This is a genomic window from Mycobacterium sp. NAZ190054, from assembly GCF_001545925.1.
GTDB lineage: Bacteria > Actinomycetota > Actinomycetes > Mycobacteriales > Mycobacteriaceae > Mycobacterium.
Genome location: NZ_LMVQ01000352.1, coordinates 1 through 3032, shown reverse-complemented (window position 1 = coordinate 3032; position 3032 = coordinate 1). Strand labels below are relative to the sequence as shown.

Sequence of the window (3032 nt, the reverse complement as noted above, 5' to 3'; positions counted from 1 at the left end):
AGATCCCGACGACTGGACACCTCCGGTGTTCGACGAGAACACCGACATTCCCGGCGAACAAGTGCTGCTCGACGAGAACGTCGAGGCGCAGGGGCACGAGTTCTTCTCGCTGGGCGCCGCCACCGTCCTGCTGCGCCCGCCGGCCGAGGACACCCGCGACACACTGTTCTGCTTCGCCGGCGCCGGAGCCTCGGCGCTGACGTTCGCGCCGCTGGCCGATCGCCTCGACCCCGGCACCGGGGTGGTGGCGTTCCAGGCGCAGGGCCTGGAGAACCGCGCATTCCCGGACTGGACGGTGGGACGCGCGGCCCGGCGGCACCTCGCGGATCTGCTCAGGCTGCAGCCGCAAGGGCCCTACCGGTTGATCGGTCACTCTCTCGGGGCGTTCATCGCCGTCGATGTCGCCAACCGGTTGCGGGCGCTGGGCCACGACGTCGAGTCGGTGACGATGCTCGACCCGTTCCTGCCGCCGCGCACGGTGCGCGCGGCCCGGCGGCACCTGCCCGGGGTGCGCTCCACTCTGCTCGAACAGACCCCGGCCGACAGGTCGGTGCTGTGGCGGCACCGGTTGTGGCTGCCGCTGGCCGGGATCGTCGAGGGCACCCCCGAGCAGAAGATCGCCGCACTGCGCGAGGTCGGCGTCCGGGTCGGCCGGCTGCACCGGCCGAAACCGTACGCCGGGCGAATCCTGTTGGTGCTCAGCACCTTCAACCTCGACGACGACCGGGTGTGGGCTCGGCTCCTGACCGGCGAGCTGACCGTCGAGCGCATCCACTGTGACCACGATTCGGTGGTGCGCGACCCGCATGTGGCCCGCGTGGTCGACCTGATCGCCGCGACCCGGGACCGGCGCGGTCAGGCCGGGGTCAACTCGACGTCACCCATCACGCCGTGATGATCGGACCCCGGTAGGTCGATCCTGCGGAACGTCAGCGGGACGACACCGCGGGTCAGGATCTTGTCGATCGCCAGCACTGCCGGGAACCAGCGGTCCGCGGGATAGGTCGCGACGATCCCGGACCCCAGGTGATCGGCGGCGTCGACGAGGGCGGCCTGCCCCCTGCCGCCGGACCGCAGCAGATGGCGGTATCTCCGATGGTCGTAGGTCGAGTTGAAGTCCGCGCCGACGAGCAGCGGCCGCGCCTCGGCCGCCAGGTACGCACCGATGCGGTCGAGTTCCATCGCCCACCGCCAGGACGGTTCCGGGTAGGGCGGCAACGGGTGCAACGCATACACCGCAACGGGTTCGGCACCGGGCACGGCCACCGTGGCGCGCAGGTTGCTGTGCCGCAGGTCTTCCAGCTCGGCGGTCTCGGTGAGTGGGTACCGCGAGTAGATGCCTTCTCCCCCACCGCCTTTTCGCGGTCGCAGGTAGGTGTACGGCAGCGATTCGGCCAGCCCCGCCGCCGCCAGGCGCGCCACGGCGGGCGTGGTCAACTCGGCGACGGTGAGGACGTCCACGGAATCGGCGCGGACCCGGCTCACCAGCGCGTGCGGGTCGGCTTCGCCGAGCCGGATGTTCGCCTGCAGCAACCGTAGTTGCGGTGCTCCCACCGACGCGGTCGGCTGCACGCCGAAGTAGACGGGCAGCTGCGTGACGACGCCGACGAGCACCACCACCAGGGCCGCGAGCGACGCGAACCGGAACCGGATCGCGGCCAACGCCGGCGCCGCGACCGCGGCCAGCACCACGCACAGCGGGGTGAACGACGCGAGCAACGTGACCGTCGTGCTGACCGGGCCGACGAAGTGGGCCAGGACACCGACGGCGCCACAGCCGAGGCCGCCGACACCGGCCAGACCGAGGACGGTGCGCAGCACCGCCCTCAGGCCACCGGTCACGCCGACAGCGCCGGCGGCCCCGCATCGGCGAGGGCGACCACCGAACGGGCCGTCCGTAAGGCGGCACGGGCGCGCACCCCGGCGGGGGCGTTCCACTGCACCGGCGCCTCGACACTGACCGGCACCGACGGCAGCGCCCGCAGCATCGCGACCACGTCGATGCAGCCCTCACCCGGGAACAGCCGGGCGGTCCGGCCCTGACGACGCAGTTCGTCGATCGAGTCCGGGCGGGGCAGCACCGCATCGCAGATCTGCACGTAGCGGATCCACGCGTCGGGCACCCTGCGCAGATCCGCCGGGGTGGCCCGCGCACGGTCGTAGTGCAGCGCGTCGATGAGCAGCCCCGCCCCGCTTCCCGCGCAGCGCCCGACGATCAGCGCGGCCGCGTCGAGATCGCGCACGTCCGTCCACGGCATCGGCTCAAGATTCGGCGTCATGCCGAATTCCGCGGCCAGCGCACCGAGTTCGGCGAGATTGTCGGCGGTTCTGCCGTGGTCGGGATCGTTGCCGGTGACCAGGATCTGGGTCGCCCCGAGGTAGGCGCCGGTTTCCAGGAAGGCGGCGAAGTCGTCCCGCACCCGGGTCTCGGGGCGTAACCGCAGCACCTCGATGTCCAGCACGAAAAGGCCGGTGTCGTCCAGGCGGCGCCGGGTCTCGCGGATGGTCGGTGTGATGCCGACGGTCGGCCGGATCGGTTCCTGTTCGGTGGCGCGGATCAGGCGCAGTCCGACGCCGTCGTAGCCCGCCTCGGCGGCACAGGCCACCAGTTCGGGCGGGCCCAGTTCCAGCACGGTCAGCGGGGCAAGGCAGATGGGTCGGGCCTGACTGGCGACCGGCTTGCGACGGCCTGACAAGAACCTCACGCACGTTCCTCACTTCTCGGGGTCGCCTCATTCTCGGCGAAAAAACGCCGCGGTGGGCGGCTACCCCGGCGGCCCCGGTGCGTACGGTGTGAACCATGGCTGAGGTTGATCCCGTGCTGCAGAAGGTGCTGGAGGTTGTTCCGTTCCAACTGACGACCGAGGGCGGCCCGGAGCCGGCCCGTCAGCGGTTCCGGGAGCTGCCGCGCAATCGGCTTCACCTGCCAGTCGGTCACCTCGGTCTCCCTGGAACCCCCGTACATCTCGTTCTGCCCGTCCGCCTCCTCGACGAGTTGGCCGCTGATCCGGCAGGCCGGGGCGCTCTGCGTG

The 3032-nt window shown here is 71.4% G+C and carries 4 protein-coding genes and 1 pseudogene; 3 read left to right on the top strand and 2 right to left on the bottom strand.

All coding sequences use genetic code 11. The annotated features are described in order from the left end of the window. The first annotated feature begins 109 nt into the window (after window positions 1–109). On the top strand, window positions 110–895 hold the full coding sequence (locus ASJ79_RS21445) for an alpha/beta fold hydrolase (protein WP_369803734.1): 786 nt from the start codon (window positions 110–112) through the stop codon (window positions 893–895). On the opposite strand, the gene ASJ79_RS21440 is transcribed toward ASJ79_RS21445, so the two are convergent. Then, the gene (locus ASJ79_RS21440; protein ID WP_231750965.1) at window positions 856–1842 is read right to left on the bottom strand and encodes an endonuclease/exonuclease/phosphatase family protein; all 987 of its coding nucleotides are present in this window, start codon (window positions 1840–1842) and stop codon (window positions 856–858) included. The two genes, ASJ79_RS21445 and ASJ79_RS21440, sit on opposite strands and share 40 nt — an antisense overlap. Continuing rightward, window positions 1839–2705: a sugar phosphate isomerase/epimerase gene (locus ASJ79_RS21435; protein ID WP_082753980.1), complete on the bottom strand. Its 867-nt coding sequence runs from the start codon at window positions 2703–2705 to the stop codon at window positions 1839–1841. Before ASJ79_RS21435 ends, ASJ79_RS21440 begins: the two co-directional genes overlap by 4 nt. Window positions 2706–2800: 95 nt before the next feature. Between ASJ79_RS21435 and ASJ79_RS32575 the strand changes: the two are divergent. Continuing rightward, window positions 2801–2923, top strand: a pseudogene (locus ASJ79_RS32575) (alpha/beta hydrolase); the annotation flags it as partial. Next, the coding region (locus ASJ79_RS35190; RefSeq protein WP_197420315.1) for a flavin reductase family protein at window positions 2913–3032 on the top strand (120 nt) is incomplete at its 3' end. The pseudogene ASJ79_RS32575 and the gene ASJ79_RS35190, both read left to right, overlap by 11 nt.